Genomic DNA, 15,439 nt, shown 5'->3' with positions numbered 1-15,439 from the left:
CCCTCACGGGCGGGCTGCGCCGTGCCGCCCGGCGCCCGCGCTGAAAGCCGCGGCACCGGTGAGCGCGTCCGCCGACAGCGACACCTGGCCGTGTGCGAATTCGGTGATCATGGCGTCGCGTTCGGTCCGTCCGTGTTGGTCGAGCACGGACATGCGGTCGCGGCGCATGCAGGTCTGGGGGAGGGCGGCTAGCTCCGCGGCCAGCTGCTCCGCGGCCTCCCGGGCTGTGCCGATCGGGACCAACCGGTTGGCGAGCCCGATGTGCAGGGCTTCCTCCGCGCTCACCTCACGGCCGGTGAGGATCAGATCCATCGCCCTGCTGGTGCCGATCAGCCTGGGCAGTCGCACCGTTCCACCGTCGATCAGCGGGACGCCCCAGCGCCTGCAGAACACCCCGAACGTGGCGTCCTGCTCGGCCACCCGCAGGTCGCACCACAGCGCCAGCTCCAGGCCGCCCGCCACGGCGTAGCCGCTGACCGCGGCGATCACCGGCTTGGAGAGCACCATCCGGCTGATCCCCATCGGGCCGTCCGCGTCGGGGTCGGGGTCGACCTGGTTGCCCCGGTCCGTGCCGATGGCTTTCAGATCGGCACCGGCGCAGAACGTGCCGCCGTCGCCGTAGAGCACGGCCACCGATGCGTCCGGGGCGGCGTCGAACTCACGGAAGGCTTCCGCGAGTGCCGCCGCCGTGGGGCCATCCACCGCGTTGCGGGCGTGCGGTCTGGACAGGATCACCGTGTACACCGGGCCGGAGCGTTCCACCCGGACCGAAGCCTGTTGCGTGCTCATGCCACGAACCTACCGCCTGGTAACACTCGCGTCTGCGACCATGATCAGGTGGAGCTCGAGGAGAGACTGGCCTTCCTGAGGTCGCCCCGGTCGGTCCGGCACTTCAGTCAGCTGCCTGTTCCGGAGGAGTACATCGGCCGCATCCTGGACGCCGCCCGATGGACCGGGTCCGCGCGCAACCGGCAACCCTGGCGGTTCCGCGCGGTGAGCGACCGGGCCACGCGGACCGCGCTCAGCCGACTCGGCGAGTACGCGGGACACCTCGCCGGGGCTCCGCTGGTCCTGGTGGTCTTGTCCGAGGACAACGGTCGTGCCGACACCGAGTTCGACGTGGGGCGAATCTCCCAGACTGTGGTGCTCGCCGCGCACGCGCTGGGTCTGGGAAGCTGCCTCGCGACCTTGTACCCGCCGGCGAACGTCGACGCCGCGGCGCGACTGCTGAGGGTGGGGTCGATGTGGCTGCCCCATCACGCCATCTCGATCGGCTGGCCGGCGCCGAACACCTCTACCGGGAGCTCGGCGATCCCGGTCGGCAGACGATCCGTCGACGACCTGCTGGGCGGCCGGGAGCCGTGATCAGATCAGTGGCGGGACCAGGTCGCGGGGCAGCTTGCCCGCCGCCGCCTTGTCCAGCAGCCAGAGCGTGCGCAGCCGGCCCCGTGCGCCGGCGGCGGGCAGCTGGACCTCGCCCGTGCCGCCCAGCGCCATCGCCACGGCCGCCGCCTTGCCCGCCCCGGTGGGCAGCAGCCACACCTCGGAGGACCGGCGGATGGTCGGCAGCGTGAGGCTCACCCTGGTCGGCGGTGGCTTCGGGCAGTTGTGCACCGCGACCACCGTCTGCTCGGTCTCGTACACGGCGGGGGAGGACGGGAACACCGACGCCACGTGCCCCTCCTCGCCCATACCGAGCAGACACACGTCGAAGCGCGGCACCTGGTCGTGATCCTCCGGCCCCGCCTGCTCCGCGAGGACCTCGGCGTACGCCTCGGCCGCCGCCTCCGGGCTCCCGGCGAACTCGCCCTCGTCCGCGCCCATCGCGTGCACCCGCGCCGGATCGACCGGCACGTGGTCCAGCAAGGCGGCGTACGCCTGGGTGTCGTTGCGCTCGGGGTGCCCGGACGGCAGGAAACGCTCGTCGCCCCAGTAGATGTTCACCCTGGACCAGTCGACGGCGTCCCGCGCGGGCGAACGGCGCAGGTGTTCGAGCAGCGCGATGCCGGTACCGCCGCCGGTCAGCACCACCGAGGCGACACCGCTGGCGTTCTGGACATCGACCAGCCGGACGGTGAGCCGCGCGGCGGCGGTCGCGGCGACGAGCGCCTGATCGGCGTGCACCACCACCTGGGTGGTGCTCATTTGCCTCTACCCGCTGGCGCCCGGCCCCGGGTGATGTTGGGCAGCGCACGCAGCGCTTCGGCGTAGGTCTCGTCGGCGTCGAGCCTGCGCATCTCCTCGGCCAGACAGTCCCGGACCGGCCTGCGGTGCAGTGTGATCCGGCGGGACGGCTGGCCGGGCTGCGTCAGGCTGCCGATCTTGCCGTCCGGCCTGGTCAGCTCGATGGCACCGGACGCGCGATTCAACCGCGCCGAGTGCATGCCGCCACCCGATCCGACCTTCGTGCGCTTCACCGGCACGGCCAGGCGGCTGGCCAGCCACCCGGCGAGCAGATCGGTCGACGGGGACTCCGGCTCACCGTCCACCACCGCCGACGTGATGTCGTCGTAGGGCGGCTGGTCCAGCGCCGCGGTGAGCTGGGCACGCCACAGCGTGAGCCGGGTCCAGGCCAGATCCGTGTCGCCCGGTACGTAGTTGGCCGCCCGATGCTCCAGCGCCCGCAGTGGGGACTTCTCGGCGGCGGCATCGGTGATCCGACGGCTCGCCAAACGGCCCACCGGGTCCTCCGCGGGCTTCGCCGGCGCGGGCCCCGGCCACCAGATCACAACCGGCGTGTCCGGCAGCAGCAACGGAATCGTCATGCCGGCACCGGCCTCGGCCGAGGCGAGCGGGCCGTAGCCACGCAGCACGATGACCTCGCTCGCACCGGCGTCGCCGCCGACCCGAATCTGGGCGTCCAGCCGGGCCGCCGCCTTCCGGGCACCGCGCACCAGCATGATCACTCGGCACGGGTGCTGGCGGCTCGCCGCGTTCGCCGACTCGATGACCTCTTCGGTGTCGGTGCTGTCGTCGGTGACCACGACGAAGGTGAGCACCCTGCCGAGAGCGACGGCGCCACCGCTCTCGCGCATCTCGACCATCTTGCGGTTCACCTGCGCGGTAGAGGTCGCAGGCAGATCAACGATCATGTTCTTCTCCGTGCCTGTTGGTCTGAGGACGTGGTCACGGCCTGCGCCAGGTACGTCCGGTGCGCTTCATCAGCGCGTCCGCCGCGGCCGGACCCCAGCTGCCGGCCGAGTAGGGCTCCGGAACACCGGACTCGGCCCAGTGCTCCAGCACCGGGTCCAGAATCTGCCAGGAACGCTCCACCTCGGCGTTGACCGGGAACAGCGACGGCTCGCCGAGCAGGACGTCGAGGATGAGCCGCTCGTAGGCCTCCGGCGAGTCCTCGGTGAACGCGAGGCCGTAACCGAAGTCCATCGAGACGTCGCGGACCTCCATCGTGCTGCCCGGGACCTTCGACCCGAACCGGATCGTCACGCCCTCGTCCGGCTGGACCCGGATGACCAGGGCGTTCTGGCCCAGCTCCTCGGTCATCGTGCTGTCGAACGGCAGGTGCGGCGCGCGCTTGAACACGACCGCGATCTCGGTGACCCGCCGCCCCAGCCGCTTGCCGGTGCGCAGGTAGAACGGCACACCCGCCCAGCGCCGGGTGTCGACCTCGCAGGTGATCGCGGCGTAGGTCTCGGTGCGGGACTCGGGGTTGTAGCCCTCTTCCTCCTTGAGCCCGACGACCTGGTCGCCGCCCTGCCAACCACCCGTGTACTGGCCGCGAGCGGTGGTCTCGTCGAGCGGCAGCGCCAGCTTCGTCGCGCGCAGCACCTTGATCTTCTCCGCCCGCAGCTCGTCGGGGGAGAAGGCGACGGGCTCCTCCATCGCGGTGAACGCGAGCAGCTGCAGGAGATGGTTCTGGATGACGTCGCGCGCCGCGCCGATGCCGTCGTAGTACCCGGCGCGGCCGCCGAGGCCGATGTCCTCGGCCATGGTGATCTGCACGTGGTCGACGTAGTTGCTGTTCCAGATCGGCTCGAACAGCTGGTTGGCGAAGCGCAGCGCCAAGATGTTCTGCACCGTCTCCTTGCCGAGGTAGTGGTCGATGCGGAACACCGACTCCTCGGGGAAGACGTCGTTGACGATCGCGTTCAGCTCCCGCGCGGACGCGAGGTCGTGGCCGAACGGCTTCTCGATGACCACCCGGCGCCACTGCTCGGAACCCTCGGGCGCCTCGTCGTTGCCGGAGTCCACACCGGCCAGCCCGGAGCGTGCCAACTGCTTGCACACCACCGGGAATGCGCCCGGCGGGATGGACAGGTAGAAGGCGTGGTTGCCGCCGGTGCCCCGGTCCTTGTCGAGCGCGCGAACCGTGTCGTTCAGCCGGTCGAACGCGTCGTCGTCGTCGAAGGTGCCCTGGACGAAACGGATGCCCTCGGCGAGGCGGTCCCACACGTCCTGGCGGAACGGGGTGCGGGCGTGCTCGCGGACCGCCTCGTAGACGATCTTGCCGAAGTCCTCGTCCGCCCAGTCCCTGCGGGCGAAGCCGACGAGCGCGAAACCGGGAGGCAACAGGCCGCGGTTGGCCAGGTCGTACACCGCGGGCATGAGTTTCTTACGTGCCAGGTCACCGGTCACCCCGAAGATCACCAGCCCGGAAGGGCCGGCGATCCGGGGCAGCCGCTTGTCCCTCGGGTCACGCAGCGGGTTCGTCCAACCCTGCGGGCGACTCGAGACGGACGGTTCACTCATTGCGCGTTGCCTCCCGATTGCGCTGTCAGCTGTCTTGCGTGACCGCGGTGGCGAGCTGGACGAGTCCGGCTTCCCGGTCCGTCAGGTTCAGACGCAGCACCGGCCGCCCGTGTTCCGCGAGCACCCGCCCGTCACCCAGCGCCTGGGCGTGCTGCAAGCTCGCCAGCGTGTAGGGCCGATCGGGTACCTCGACGTCGGACGGAACCGATCCAGTGATCTGAAGGTACACCCCGTTCTGGTGTCCGCCCTTGTGGTACTGCCCGGTCGAGTGGAGGAACCGAGGACCCCACCCGAACGTGGTCTGCAGGCCGGAACGACGGGCGAGCTCGCCGCGAAGGACCGCTGTCGATGCGTCCGCGAGCCGGTCGAGGTAGGCCTGGATCGACAGGTAACCGTGGTCGGGCGCCGCGTTGAGCAGCGCATGCACAGCGGCGCCGACTGTGTGCTCGGTGCCTTCGGGCAGCCAGTCGCCAGCGTGCACCTCGATGGCGCCGTCGACGAACGTCGGCCGGTCACCCGAGGCGTCCTCGGCGGGTGCGTCCAGCAGGGCGCGCGCCGCCTTCTTCGCCGCCTCGACGTCGGGCTGGTCGAACGGGTTGATGCCGATCAACCGGCCGGCGACCACGGTCGCGTACTCCCAGAGCAGGAACAACCCGCCCAGCTTGCCGGAGGTGGCGATGCGGGCGCCTGCGGCGTCCGTGCCGATGGCCACGGTCGTCGCGTCGTCGCCGACGTCGGCGAACCCGGGTGCCGAGGTGTTCTCCACCACGACCGGCAGCAGACCGGTGCCCAGCTTGCCGGTCGACTCCGCGATCAGCTGCTCGGCCCAGTCGCCGAAGCCCACGATGCCCGAACCGGTGTCGGCGAAGACGACCTTCTCCGCGCCGGACGCGTGCCGCGAGGCCAGCGCGCCGCCGAGCAGCAGGCCGGGGTTGTCTGCCGAGTCCTGGCTCAGCTCTTCGGCCGCGGCTGAGGCATCACTCAGCAATGTGTCGATGTCGGCACCAGCCAGGCCCGCCGGGACCAGCCCGAACGCGGTCAGTGCCGAGTAGCGGCCACCGACGTTCGGATCGGCGTTGACCACCGGGATGCCGAGCTGCTCGACCCGCTCCTGCAGCGGCGAGCCGGGGTCGGTCACGACCACGATGTGCTCGGCCGGGTCGAGACCGGCGGCGGTGAACGCCTTGCTGAAGATGCGGTAGTGGCTGTCGGTCTCCACCGTGGAGCCGGACTTCGAGGAGACCACCAGCACCGTCGAGGGCAGGTCACCGGCGAGCGCGTCGTCGACCTGACCCGCGTCCGTGGTGTCCAGCACCGTCAGCGGCAGACCCTCGGTCTTGCAGATCACCTCGGGTGCCAGCGACGAGCCGCCCATCCCGGCCAGCACGACACGGTGGATGCCGGACGCGGCGAGCTTGTCCTTCAGCTCGGCGATCCGGTTGACCAGCGGTCGTGACGTCTCGCCGAGGTCGACCCAGTTGAGCCGGATCGACGCCTCGGACTCGGCGTCGGTGCCCCACAGCGTCGCGTCCTTCGCCGCGATCGACGAGGCCACCTTGTCCTCGACCAGCTCGTCGGCGAACCGGCGTGCCTCGACCAGCAGCTCGGCATCCTCGACCTTCAGCCCAAGGACACTCACTTGGCGGCCTCCAGCTGCTCGCGCACCGTCTCGGTCAGCTCCGACCAGCTCGCCATGAACTTCTCCACGCCCTCGCGCTCGAGGGTGAGGAACACGTCGGCGACGTCGATGCCGACCGCGTCCAGCGCGTCGAAGACCTGCTGGGCGTCGTCGGCGAACCCGGTGACCCGGTCGCCGTCCAGCTCGCCGTGGTCGGCGAACGCGGTGAGCGTGGCCTCCGGCATGGTGTTGACCGTGTCGGCGACGACCAGCTCGCTGACGTAGAGCGTGTCCGGGTACGCCTTGTTCTTGACCCCGGTCGACGCCCAGAGCGGACGCTGGGCGTTCGCGCCCTTGGCGGCGAGCGGTGCCCAACGGTCCGAGGAGAACGCCTTACGGAACGCGGCGTGGGCGAGCCGGGCATTCGCCACCGCTGCCTTGCCGCGCAGCGCGAGCGCCTCGTCGGTGCCGATCTTCTCCAGCCTCGGGTCGATCTCGGTGTCGACCCTGGACACGAAGAACGACGCGACCGAGTGGATCGAACCCAGGTCGTGGCCGTTCGCGGCGGCCTGCTCGAGACCGGTGATGTAGGCATCCATCACCGCGAGGTACCGCTCGATGGAGAAGATCAACGTGACGTTCACGTTGACGCCCTCGGCGATGGCGCTGGTGATCGAGGGCAGGCCCTCGACGGTGGCCGGGATCTTCACCATCAGGTTCGGCCGGTCGACCGTCTTCCACAGGTCGAGTGCCTGCGCGGTGGTCGCCTCGGTGTCGTGTGCCAGGTCGGGGTCGACCTCCAGCGACACCCGGCCGTCCACACCGTTGGTGGACTCCCAGGTGGCGCGGAACAGGTCGCACGCCCTGCGCACGTCGGCCACGGTCGCCTCACGCACCGCGTCGGCGACGGTCGCGCCGCGTCCGGCCAGCTCACGGAACTGCGCGTTGTAGGCGTCGCCCTTGCTCAGCGCGTTGGCGAAGATCGTCGGGTTGGTGGTGACCCCCACGACGTGTGAGTCGCGGATCAGGTCGGCCAGGTTGTTCGAGTCGAGCCGCTCGCGCGACAGGTCGTCCAGCCAGATGGAGACGCCGGCTTCGCTGAGCGCGGCGAGTCGATTCTGCTCGGTCATGAAAGCGCTCCTCTAGGAATTAGCTGTTCGTCTTGGCAAGGGAGGAGCGGGCGGCGTCGGCCACGCTGTCCGCGGTGATCCCGAACTTCTCGTAGAGCGTCTGGTAGTCGGCGCTGGCGCCGTAGTGGTCGATGCCGACGATCTCGCCGGCATCGCCGACCCAGCGGTACCAGGTGAGCGGGTGCGCGGCCTCGACGGCGACGCGCGCCTTGATCTCGGGCGGCAGCACGGTGCGCTGGTAGGCCTCGTCCTGCTGCTCGAACCACTCGAGACACGGCACCGAGACGACCCGGACGGACACACCCTCGGCGGCCAGCCGCTCACGTGCCTGGACCGCGAGCTGCACCTCCGACCCGCTGCCGAAGATGATGACCTTCTTGGCGCTGGGGCTCGTGTCGTCGAAGTCGGCGAGTACGTAGGCGCCCTTGGCCACACCCTCGGCGGTCACACCGTCGAGCAGCGGCAGGTTCTGCCGGGACAATGCGATACCGGCCGGTGCCGTCGGGTTCTCCAGGATGTTGCGCACCGCGTGCGCCGTCTCGTTCGCGTCCGCCGGGCGGACCACGTTGAGCCCGGGGATCGCGCGCAGCGCCGGCAGGTGCTCGATCGGCTGGTGCGTCGGGCCGTCCTCGCCGAGGCCGATCGAGTCGTGCGTCCAGACGTAGATGACCGGCAGCTGCATGATCGAGGCCAGCCGGACCGCCGGGCGCATGTAGTCGCTGAACACCATGAACGTTCCGCCGTACACGCGCGTCCCGCCGTGCAGCGCGATGCCGTTCATGATCGAGCCCATGGCGTGCTCGCGGATGCCGAAGTGCAGCGTGCGGCCGTACGGGCTGGAGTTGCCCCAGTCCTTGGTGACCACCGAGGCCGGACCGAACGACACGGCGCCGCTGATGGAGGTGTTGTTGCTCTCCGCGAGGTCGGCAGAGCCGCCCCACAGCTCGGGCAGCGCGTCGGCGATGCCGTTGATCACGGCGCCGAAGGCCTTGCGGGTGGCGACGCCGGCCGCGTTGGCCTCGTCGGCCGGGTCCCAGCTGGGCAGCCCGTCGGTCCAGCCCGCCGGCAGCTCGCGGCGGCTCATCCGGTCGAGCAGCGCGGCCCGGCCGGCGTTCGCCGCCTTCCACTCGTCGAACGACTTCTGCCACTCCGCGTGCGCCTCGCGGCCACGCTCCTGCGCGGCGCGGGTGTGCTCGAGGACCTTGTCCTCGACCGCGAAGGTCTGCTCGGGGTCGAAGTCCAGCGCCGTCTTCACCGCGGCGACCTCGTCCGCACCGAGCGCGGCACCGTGCGCCTTGCCGGTGTTCATCAGGTTCGGCGCCGGGTAGCCGATGATCGTGCGCAACGCGATGAAGCTGGGCCGCTCGGTCTCGGCCCTCGCGGCCTCGAGCGCCTCTTCGACGGCTGTGACGTTCTCAGCTCCGTGCACCGTCTGGACGTGCCAGCCGTATGCCTCGTAGCGGGCAGCGACGTCCTCGGACAACGCGATCGTGGTGTCGTCCTCGATCGAGATGTGGTTGTCGTCATAGATGACGGTGAGGTTGCCCAGCTGCTGGCGCCCGGCGATGGAGGAGGCCTCCGACGTGACGCCCTCCTCGATGTCGCCGTCCGAGGCGATCACGTAGATCTGGTGATCGAAGACACTTTCGCCGGTCGCGGCGTCCGGGTCGAGCAGACCGCGCTCGCGGCGGGCGGCCATCGCCATACCGACCGCGGAGGCGAGCCCCTGCCCGAGCGGCCCGGTGGTCATCTCCACACCGGGGGTGTGGCCGTGCTCGGGGTGGCCCGGGGTCTGGGAGTCCCAGGTACGCAGCGCCTTCAGGTCATCCAGGGTCATGCCGTATCCGGCGAGGAACAGCTGGATGTACAGGGTCAGGCTGGAGTGTCCGCAGGACAGGATGAACCGGTCACGGCCGACCCAGTCCGGGTCGCTCGGGTCGTGTCGCATGACCCGCTGGAACAGGGTGTAGGCCACCGGAGCCAGGCTCATGGCGGTACCGGGGTGACCGTTGCCCTTCTTCTGCACCGCGTCCGCGGCCAGGACCCTGATGGTGTCCACGGCCCGGGTGTCGAGCGCGGTCCAGTCCTGGGGCACCGAGCGTTGGGTGAGCTCGGCAATGGTGATATCTGACACGGGAGGACGGCTCCTGACGACGTGTAGTTATAGGCCCAAGCCCTAATCTAGTCCTGGGTAATCGACACCTGCCCTGTCGACAGCAACAAATGTGGTCGCTCGATGGCATGGTCCGACAGGCCTACCCGGCAATCCTTGGTTGAACACCTGACAGCTAACATCGGGCGAACCACGGGACCCGACCCGAATATGACGTGCATGTGAGGTGCTCTGCGGTGTCACGACCAGGGTGGACGTACGACTCGTGTTGAGTCCGTCCGCGCCGCGTGCCCAAATCGCCCCCAGGTTCGAGCGAAGCCGCTCGACCCTATTGGCATATCTGGCGCTCACCAAAACCCGAATAATCGAGCAGTTGCTGGTAGTTACCGTGCCGGCAATGTTCCTGGCCGAGAGCCGAGCCGGTACCGGTTCGCTGCCCTCGGTCTGGCTGATTGCGGCCACCCTGATCGGTGGAGCCGTCGCCGCTGCCAGCGCGCATGCGCTGAACTGCGTGGTCGACGCCGACATCGACGCGAAGATGAAGCGGACCCAGGCACGTCCGCTCGCTCGTGACCAGGTGCCGCGTTCCCACGCGCTGATCTTCGGCCTCGTGCTCGGCGTGTTCAGCGCCGTCTGGATGGGGTTCACGACCAACTGGCTGGCGTCCGCGCTGACCGTGCTGGCGATCGCGTTCTACGTGCTCGTCTACACGCTGCTGCTCAAGCGCCGCACCGCACAGAACATCGTGTGGGGTGGAGCGGCCGGGTGCATGCCGGTCGTGATCGGCTGGGCGGCGGTCACCGGCACCGTGGGATGGCCCGCGCTGGTGATGTTCGGCGTCATCTTCTTCTGGACGCCGCCGCACTTCTGGGCGCTCGCCATGCGGTACCGCGACGACTACGCCGCGGCAGGCGTACCGATGCTGCCCGTCGTGGCGACACCGGTTCAGGTGACCCGACGGATCGTCGCCTACTCGTGGGCGATGGCCGCGTGGTCGTTGTTGCTGCTGCCGGTCACGTCCTGGGTGTACCTGGCGTTCGCGGTCGTCGCGGGTGGCTGGTTCATCGTGATGGCCCACCGCCTGCACTCGGCGGTCCGCGCCGGCCATCCGGCGAAGCCCATGCGCCTGTTCCACATGTCGAACACGTACCTGTGCGGCCTGTTCATCCTGGTCGCGGCCGACGCCGCGTTGGGTCTTCCGGTACTGAGCCTGCACTTCTGAGCTCGCACGGACGTCCGGGGGCGAGTGCCCCCGGACGTCCGTGGGCTACTCCACCGCGCCCAGCAGCCCGGTGTTCTCGTGGCAGTTCAGGTACTCGAAGTACTGCTCGTCGGCGTCCACCACCGAGACCTCGTGGTAGAGGCGCAGGCGTGCGGACGGGCCCATCGTCGTGAGGTACTTCATCGCGGCACCGAAGATGGCCACGTGCGTGGGGTGCGACTCGGACCAGCGTTCGAGGGCGTCCAGGCTGCGCCACCAGCTCATGCCGAAGGACCGGTCGGACGGCCTGCCGTCGCTCAGCACCGTCAGATATCGATTTGCGTAACAGCCGATCGGGCGGCCCTCGTCGCGCAGGAAGTCCATTCCGGCGCGCAACACCGGCTCGACGTCGTTCAGGTACAGCTCCCGGTCCTCACCCTCGGTATCCGCCCAGTCCTGACCCGATCTGATGAGGCACAGGCCCTGCTGTGGGCGAACTCGCACGCGTCGACCGTCACGTTCGACGACCGGTGTGCCGACACCCGGCATCGCGTCGGTCTGGGACAGCGGAATCCGGTCCCGCATGCCGCCCCAGTAGGCGTGCTCTTGGATCGGCTCGCTCCATTCCTTGGTGATGGCCGCGACACCCTCCGGCCGGTCCGGCACGTTGAAGATCGTCTCGAATTCGTGCACGGTCGGGCGGATCACCTCGATCCACCGGCCGACGTGAGAGTCCAGCAGGTCGTCACCGATCCAACCCTCCCGGTGTTCGGCGAACCAGCGGTCGAACGTCGCCGGGTCGTCCCAGTAGGCGATGCTCACGATCTCGGTGTAGCCGGCGGGGTCGTCACGCATGGATCGGTCGTGGTGGCCGGGACCGTCGGTGGCGGCGAAGGCCGCGTCCAGCCGGAGGAGCGCCTCGGTGTCGGAGGCGGCCCGGTCGCGCAGCTGGAGACCCAGGTAGGCCATGACGACCTGCTCGACGTGCGGTTCGGTGCGTGCCACGAACGCCTCGTACGGCGGCACGTACTCGTCGGGCACGCGACGGTGCCGGGTGCGCTCGACGGTGAGGTGGCCCGGGATAGCGGATTCCATCGCACCAGCGTGACGAACATCGCGTCCGGGTACTAGTCCCAGACTGTCATCGACTTGATTGAGTGACGCCGAGCTTGACCTCAATGATAGTTGAGGTTTTATGGTCGATCGCATGACAGAGAGCGCCAGCGCCAGGGCTGGGACCAAGGAATGGATCGGCCTCGCCGTACTGGCACTGCCCACGGCGTTGCTGGCGATCGACATCAACGTGCTCGGCCTGGCGCTGCCCGCGCTGAGTGCCGACCTGCGCCCGACCGGCACGCAGCTGCTGTGGATCATGGACGTCTACGGCTTCCTGATCGCCGGCTCGCTCGTGACGATGGGCACGCTCGGCGACCGGATCGGTCGTCGGCGCCTGCTGCTGATCGGCGCGACCGCCTTCACCGTCGCCTCGGTCATGGCGGCGTTCTCACCGACGGCAGGCGCGCTCATCGCGGCCAGGGCGTTCCTCGGGCTCACTGGAGCGACGCTGATGCCGTCCACGTTGTCGCTGATCCGCACGATGTTCCCCGATCCGGCTCAACGGACCACGGCGATCGGCATCTGGATGACCAGCTTCATGGCGGGTGGATCGCTGGGCCCGCTCGTCGGCGGGACGCTGCTGGTGCACTTCTGGTGGGGGTCGGTCTTCCTGCTCGGCGTTCCGGTCATGGTGCTCCTGCTGATTCTCGGGCCGAGGTTGCTGCCGGAGAGCACTGCACCGGCGCCGGGTCGTCTGGACCTGGCCAGTGCGGGGTTGTCGCTGATCGCCATGTTGACGTTCGTGTACGGGATCAAACAGGTTTCGGCGGACGGCCCCAAGGCGGTGGCGGTGGCCGCCCTGCTCGTCGGCGCCGCGCTGGCGGTCGTCTTCGTACGCAGGCAGCGACGGTTGGCCGACCCGCTGCTCGACCTGAGCCTGTTCGCGGCGCGCACGTTCCGGACCGCCCTCGGCGCACAGACACTGACGGTGTTCGCGATGGCAGGCGTGATGTTCTTCGTCACACAGCATCTTCAGCTGGTGCTCGGGCGATCGGCTCTGGAAGCGGGCCTGTGGATGCTTCCCGGAACGGCCGCCGGGATCGTCGGGACGTTGACGGCGCCCCGGCTGGCCCGCCGGTTCAGGCCGGCCTATTTGATGGCCGTCGGGTTCGTCCTCGCCGGCGCGGGGTTCGTGGTCGTCGCGTTGCTCGACACGACGAGCGAGCCGGTCGAGGTTGCCGCCGCGACCGCTCTGCTCATCCTGGGGCTCGGGCCGGCCATGACGCTGACGACCGACATCATCGTCAGCTCCGCTCCGCCCGAACGTGCCGGTGGTGCGTCGGCGGTGTCGGAGACCGGTGGTGAGCTCGGAATGGCTCTGGGCACCGCGGTGTTGGGCAGCATCGGAACCGCCGTCTACCGCGCCCAGCTCGGTCCGACCTCCGCCGGAACGACCGACCAGACACTGGGCGGCGCGTTCGCCGCCGCCCGCGAACTCCCGGCCGAACTCTCCGAGACGCTGCTCACCAACGCGCGGGTCGCCTTCGTCGACGGCATGCAGCTGGTGGCCACGACCGCGGCGGCGATCGTGCTCGTGCTCGCCTGCGCGGTGGCGATCGCCCTGCGTGAAATCCCCGCAACCACCCCGACGACCCCTGAGGAGACGGTCCGATGAACATGGAGAGCACCGCGTGGAACAGCCTGTACAACACGATCCACGCGCAACAGGACCGACGACCTTTCTCCGCGGCGTCGATGCGGCGGATCATCCGGTTCGCCGGGCCGCACCGGTCGAGACTCGGCTGGTTCCTCGTGGTCAGCGTGGCGACCGCGGTTCTGGCGGTGGCCACGCCGCTGCTGGCCGGCCGGGTGATCAACGCGATCGGGCAGCGGGCCGACTCCGGTCTGGTGATCAGTCTGGCCGTGTGGATCGCGCTGGTCGCGCTCGCCGAGGCCGCGTTCGGACTGCTGTCGCGCTGGTTGTCGGCGAACATCGGTGAAGGCCTGATTCTGCAGCTGCGCACCGCCGTGTTCGACCACGTGCAGCGGATGCCGGTGGCCTTCTTCACCCGTACCCGCACCGGCGCGCTGGTCAGCAGGCTCAACAACGACGTGATCGGGGCGCAGCGGGCGTTCAGCAACACGCTGTCCGGGGTGGTGAGCAACCTCGTCACGCTGGTGTTGACGCTCGTCGTCATGGTGGGGATCTCCTGGAAGATCACCGTGCTCGCCTTGATCCTGCTCCCGGCGTTCGTGGTTCCGGCCCGTCGCATGGGTGCCAAGCTGGCGAGGTTGAGCCGGGAGGCCGCCGCGCACGACTCGGCGATGAGCACCCAGATGACCGAGCGGTTCTCCGCGCCGGGCGCCACACTGGTCAAGCTCATGGGCCGTCCGGCCGACGAGTCCGCCGGGTTCGCGGCACGTGCCGAGCGGGTGCGCGACATCGGCGTGCGTATCGCCATGGTGCAGACCGTGTTCATCACCGCATTGACGCTGGTCTCAGCACTCGCGTTGGCGCTGGTCTACGGCCTCGGCGGGTTCCTGGCGTTGCGTGGTCAGCTGGACTCGGGCGCCATCGTCTCGCTCGCGCTGTTGCTCACCCGCCTCTACGCACCGCTCACGGCGCTGGCCAGCGCCAGGGTCGACGTGATGAGCGCGGTCGTGAGCTTCCAGCGGGTGTTCGAGGTGCTGGACCTGGTGCCGCTGGTCGCGGAGACGCCCGACGCCGGCCGCGTACCGGAAGGGCCGGTCTCCGTCGAGTTCGACCGGGTCCGGTTCGGCTACCCGTCGGCGGACAAGGTGTCGTTGGCCTCGCTGGAAGAGGTGGCCACCCTGGACACACGGGGTGGCGTCGAGGTGCTGCACGACCTGTCCTTCCGGGCGGAGCCGGGCCAGATGGTGGCGTTGGTCGGGTCCTCGGGAGCCGGCAAGTCCACCGTGGCCCAGCTCGCGTCCCGGCTGTACGACGTCGACTCCGGTGCGGTGCGGTTGTCCGGCGTCGACGTGCGAGACCTCACCGCGGCGTCGATGAGGCAGACGATCGGGTTCGTCACCCAGGACGGCCACCTGTTCCACGAGTCGATCCGGTCGAACCTGCGGCTGGCCCGGCCGGAGGCGACCGACGACGAGATCTGGGCGGCGCTGGGCCGGGCGCGCCTGGCGGACCTGATCAGGACGTTGCCTGACGGGCTGGACACGGTCGTCGGAGAACGGGGCTACCGCCTGTCCGGCGGTGAGCGGCAGCGGTTGACCATCGCACGCCTGCTGCTTGCCCAGCCTCGTGTGGTCATCCTGGACGAGGCCACCGCGGCGCTCGACTCGACGTCGGAGGCAGCCGTGCAGGAGGCGTTGACCGAAGCCCTCGAGGGACGGACGGCGGTGGTCATCGCGCACCGGTTGTCCACGATCCGCGCCGCCGACCTGATCCTGGTGGTCGAGGACGGGTACATCGTGGAGCGCGGGACGCACGATGAGCTGATCGCGGCCGAAGGCCGTTACGCCGAGCTGCACCGCACACAGTTCAGCCAGCAGGCGCCGATCGCGTCGGTCGTCTGAACGGGGGGCTGCTACCGTTGTGGTGTACCGCACCGGTGGCGGCCTCCCTTTCCGTTCTT

The 15,439-nt window shown here is 69.6% G+C and carries 12 protein-coding genes; 4 read left to right on the top strand and 8 right to left on the bottom strand.

Features of this window, described 5'->3' with window-relative positions:
* Positions 1–3 precede the first annotated feature (3 nt).
* Positions 4–789, bottom strand: a complete 786-nt coding sequence (locus tag G406_RS0100495) for a crotonase/enoyl-CoA hydratase family protein (protein ID WP_028932251.1) — start codon at positions 787–789, stop codon at positions 4–6.
* Between the two features lie 48 nt (positions 790–837).
* On the opposite strand from G406_RS0100495, the gene G406_RS0100490 reads away from it, so the two are divergent.
* Positions 838–1,365: a nitroreductase family protein gene (locus tag G406_RS0100490; protein ID WP_028932250.1), complete on the top strand. Its 528-nt coding sequence runs from the start codon at positions 838–840 to the stop codon at positions 1,363–1,365.
* Here the strand turns inward: G406_RS0100490 and pgl are convergent, their stop codons facing one another.
* Genes pgl through tkt form a run of 6 tightly spaced genes read right to left on the bottom strand, consistent with a single transcriptional unit; the run spans position 1,366 to position 9,589 of the window.
* The gene (gene pgl / locus G406_RS0100485; RefSeq protein ID WP_028932249.1) at positions 1,366–2,145 is read right to left on the bottom strand and encodes a 6-phosphogluconolactonase; all 780 of its coding nucleotides are present in this window, start codon (positions 2,143–2,145) and stop codon (positions 1,366–1,368) included. It abuts the gene before it with no gap.
* On the bottom strand, positions 2,142–3,092 hold the full coding sequence (gene opcA, locus G406_RS43855; RefSeq protein WP_037074568.1) for a glucose-6-phosphate dehydrogenase assembly protein OpcA: 951 nt from the start codon (positions 3,090–3,092) through the stop codon (positions 2,142–2,144). Before opcA ends, pgl begins: the two co-directional genes overlap by 4 nt.
* A gap of 34 nt (positions 3,093–3,126) precedes the next feature.
* Positions 3,127–4,707 carry a glucose-6-phosphate dehydrogenase gene (zwf, locus tag G406_RS0100475; protein ID WP_028932248.1) on the bottom strand — a complete coding sequence of 527 codons (1,581 nt, stop codon included), beginning with the start codon at positions 4,705–4,707 and terminating at the stop codon, positions 3,127–3,129.
* Positions 4,708–4,732: 25 nt separating this feature from the next.
* Complete coding sequence (locus G406_RS0100470; protein ID WP_028932247.1) at positions 4,733–6,346, bottom strand: glucose-6-phosphate isomerase; 1,614 nt, start codon at positions 6,344–6,346, stop codon at positions 4,733–4,735.
* Positions 6,343–7,455, bottom strand: coding sequence for a transaldolase (tal, locus tag G406_RS0100465; protein WP_028932246.1), 1,113 nt, complete (start codon positions 7,453–7,455; stop codon positions 6,343–6,345). Before tal ends, G406_RS0100470 begins: the two co-directional genes overlap by 4 nt.
* A gap of 19 nt (positions 7,456–7,474) precedes the next feature.
* The gene (gene tkt, locus G406_RS0100460) at positions 7,475–9,589 is read right to left on the bottom strand and encodes a transketolase (RefSeq protein WP_028932245.1); all 2,115 of its coding nucleotides are present in this window, start codon (positions 9,587–9,589) and stop codon (positions 7,475–7,477) included.
* A 244-nt stretch (positions 9,590–9,833) separates the two neighbouring features.
* Between tkt and G406_RS43850 the strand changes: the two genes are divergently transcribed.
* Positions 9,834–10,790, top strand: coding sequence for a heme o synthase (locus G406_RS43850; protein WP_425414560.1), 957 nt, complete (start codon positions 9,834–9,836; stop codon positions 10,788–10,790).
* 45 nt (positions 10,791–10,835) lie between these two features.
* Here the strand turns inward: G406_RS43850 and G406_RS0100450 are convergent, their stop codons facing one another.
* Positions 10,836–11,864: a phenylacetaldoxime dehydratase family protein gene (locus G406_RS0100450; protein WP_028932244.1), complete on the bottom strand. Its 1,029-nt coding sequence runs from the start codon at positions 11,862–11,864 to the stop codon at positions 10,836–10,838.
* A 112-nt stretch (positions 11,865–11,976) separates the two neighbouring features.
* On the opposite strand from G406_RS0100450, the gene G406_RS0100445 reads away from it, so the two are divergent.
* Positions 11,977–13,500 carry an MFS transporter gene (locus G406_RS0100445; RefSeq protein ID WP_028932243.1) on the top strand — a complete coding sequence of 508 codons (1,524 nt, stop codon included), beginning with the start codon at positions 11,977–11,979 and terminating at the stop codon, positions 13,498–13,500.
* Entirely contained in the window at positions 13,497–15,380 is a 1,884-nt protein-coding gene (locus G406_RS0100440; RefSeq protein WP_028932242.1) for an ABC transporter ATP-binding protein, read from the top strand. Before G406_RS0100445 ends, G406_RS0100440 begins: the two co-directional genes overlap by 4 nt.
* Positions 15,381–15,439 lie beyond the last annotated feature (59 nt).

Origin of the sequence: Actinospineispora spinosispora DSM 44797 (assembly GCF_000429025.1) — a bacterium.
Classification (GTDB): Bacteria; Actinomycetota; Actinomycetes; order Mycobacteriales; family Pseudonocardiaceae; genus Pseudonocardia; species Pseudonocardia spinosispora.
The sequence above is the reverse complement of the archived record's forward strand: the minus strand, read 5'-3'. Positions and strand labels throughout refer to the sequence as shown.

Bases quoted from the DNA above. Each gene is read 5' to 3' on its own strand.
- opcA (WP_037074568.1), bottom strand. From the start codon at position 3,092: ATGATCGTTGATCTGCCTGCGACCTCTACCGCGCAGGTGAACCGCAAG.
- tal (WP_028932246.1), bottom strand. From the start codon at position 7,455: ATGACCGAGCAGAATCGACTCGCCGCGCTCAGCGAAGCCGGCGTCTCC.
- G406_RS0100445 (WP_028932243.1), top strand. From the start codon at position 11,977: ATGACAGAGAGCGCCAGCGCCAGGGCTGGGACCAAGGAATGGATCGGC.
- pgl (WP_028932249.1), bottom strand. From the start codon at position 2,145: ATGAGCACCACCCAGGTGGTGGTGCACGCCGATCAGGCGCTCGTCGCC.
- G406_RS0100440 (WP_028932242.1), top strand. From the start codon at position 13,497: ATGAACATGGAGAGCACCGCGTGGAACAGCCTGTACAACACGATCCAC.
- G406_RS0100495 (WP_028932251.1), bottom strand. From the start codon at position 789: ATGAGCACGCAACAGGCTTCGGTCCGGGTGGAACGCTCCGGCCCGGTG.
- G406_RS0100450 (WP_028932244.1), bottom strand. From the start codon at position 11,864: ATGGAATCCGCTATCCCGGGCCACCTCACCGTCGAGCGCACCCGGCAC.
- zwf (WP_028932248.1), bottom strand. From the start codon at position 4,707: ATGAGTGAACCGTCCGTCTCGAGTCGCCCGCAGGGTTGGACGAACCCG.